The organism is Bradyrhizobium sp. (assembly GCF_049581145.1).
Classification (GTDB): Bacteria; Pseudomonadota; Alphaproteobacteria; order Rhizobiales; family Xanthobacteraceae; genus Bradyrhizobium.
Window position 1 is genome coordinate 1 of the sequence record NZ_JBAURI010001125.1, and the last position, 1,664, is coordinate 1,664.

At 60.6% G+C, this 1,664-nt stretch carries 1 protein-coding gene; it reads right to left on the reverse strand.

Annotated features, from left to right (window positions below; genetic code table 11):
• Nucleotides 1–1,481: PAS domain S-box protein (locus WCB02_RS36070; RefSeq protein WP_423966342.1), on the reverse strand; the 1,481-nt coding region annotated here is incomplete at its 3' end.
• Between the last annotated feature and the right edge of the window lie 183 nt (nucleotides 1,482–1,664).

The following is a 1,664-nucleotide window of genomic DNA, read 5'->3' on the forward strand; positions in this document are numbered from 1 at the left end:
GCTTCAATCAGCTGGCCGCTCACCTTTTGCAGCGCCTGCTGCGCCAGCTTCTGATCGGTCGTATCGATGGCCGATCCGATGAACCCCGCAAACGTCCCATCCCCGTTCACCCGCGGAGACGCCACGTCCAGCATCCATCGATACGCTCCATCGCTGCGGCGAAGCCGGTACTCGGTCGAATACGGCCGGTGCGTCTTCAATGCCCTTGAGACCACGTCCAACACACCCTCCAGGTCGTCAGGATGAACGTACGATGCCCACGTATGGCCATAGCCCGCCCTCGGACCCGCTCCCGTAAAAGCCACCCGACGGTCGTTCAGATACGTCACCCTGCCCTTCGCATCGCTCATCCACACCAGCGACGGTGTCGTATCGACCATCACACGGAAACGCTTTTCGCTCTCCCGCAGCGCGGCCTCTGCTTTTCGTTCTCGCGCCCGTTGCCACAACAACCCAGCGATCAGCAGAAGCAAAACAACAATCACCGCGATGGCCGCAATCACGGTATACCGATGTTGTTGCCACAACGAAGGCGGCCGATACAGAATCACACTACCCGGCGGCAACCGTGACTCCGCAACATGCCAGCGATGCAGCGCGCGCCAGTCTACCTCCACCTTAAAGTCAGGCCCCGTCGCAATGGGAATGTCTTCAGGCGGTGTACCTAACGCCGCTCTCGCTGCCATCTCCCCCGTCCGCCGCATCATCTCGTTGGTGTCAGGAAATGCCCCGCCAATGCAACCCTGATTCAGACAAAGGTTCGGCCACGCGGAATAGGTTGGCAGGTGTTGTGCCGCCAGGGCAAGCACATCCGACGCAGTAACGGCCGGATCCGTCGAGCTCTGTGGCGCAAGCTGAAACAGAATCACGGTATGCGGAGGAAGCGCAGCAACGCTCTGAAGCATCCCCGCACTGGGCGGCCCAAGAATGTCGACCTCTCTCACCCTGCCCTGGTACCGCATGAGTTCGGAGTGTGCAATCGTCCACCAGAAATTTTGGCCGGCATCGATCACCGCAACAGCCTTTGTATCCGGCTCAAGACGAAGCGCCAGATCGACCGTGTCCCGCAGTCCAACCGAACCTTCCACCCCGGTCACTCCCGGCGGCATCTTCTTTCCATCTAATTCGCTCGCCGTGACCCCCGTGAAGACGATGGGCGCGCCAGGAAATATCCGGCGGCGGTACTCCGTCGTGAACTCCAGCGCCTCAATTGCCATGGCAATCACCACGTCCGGCTTCACCCCTCGGTACTCGCGACGAAACGTCTCCGCAAGGCTCTCCCGGTACGATTCATCACCGAAGCGCTGGTAATCGATGGAAGCCGTGTAGAAGTTGACCTCGCCCGGAACGCGCGTCCGGATCGTCCGTTCCACGATGTCCAGAGACTCAGAGTCGTGCTCAGCGGCACTGAACACCACCAGCACATTCCTCGCCTTCGCCTGCGCCGCCGCCGAATCAACGCTGAGAAAACCCAACAGCATGCTCAGAATCGAAGCCCACCCGTATGCCGGGATTCTCCACCTCCCGCCACCGCGAGAACTGTCACACCTTCCCTCGATCCTCGCATCCCTCATCCCTGGCCCCCGTTGCCGAACTGAATGTTGAGCTGAGTTCCTGCTGTGGCGTTGTAAAAAAGCCCCCTCGCCCTTCACGTTCCCTGAGCC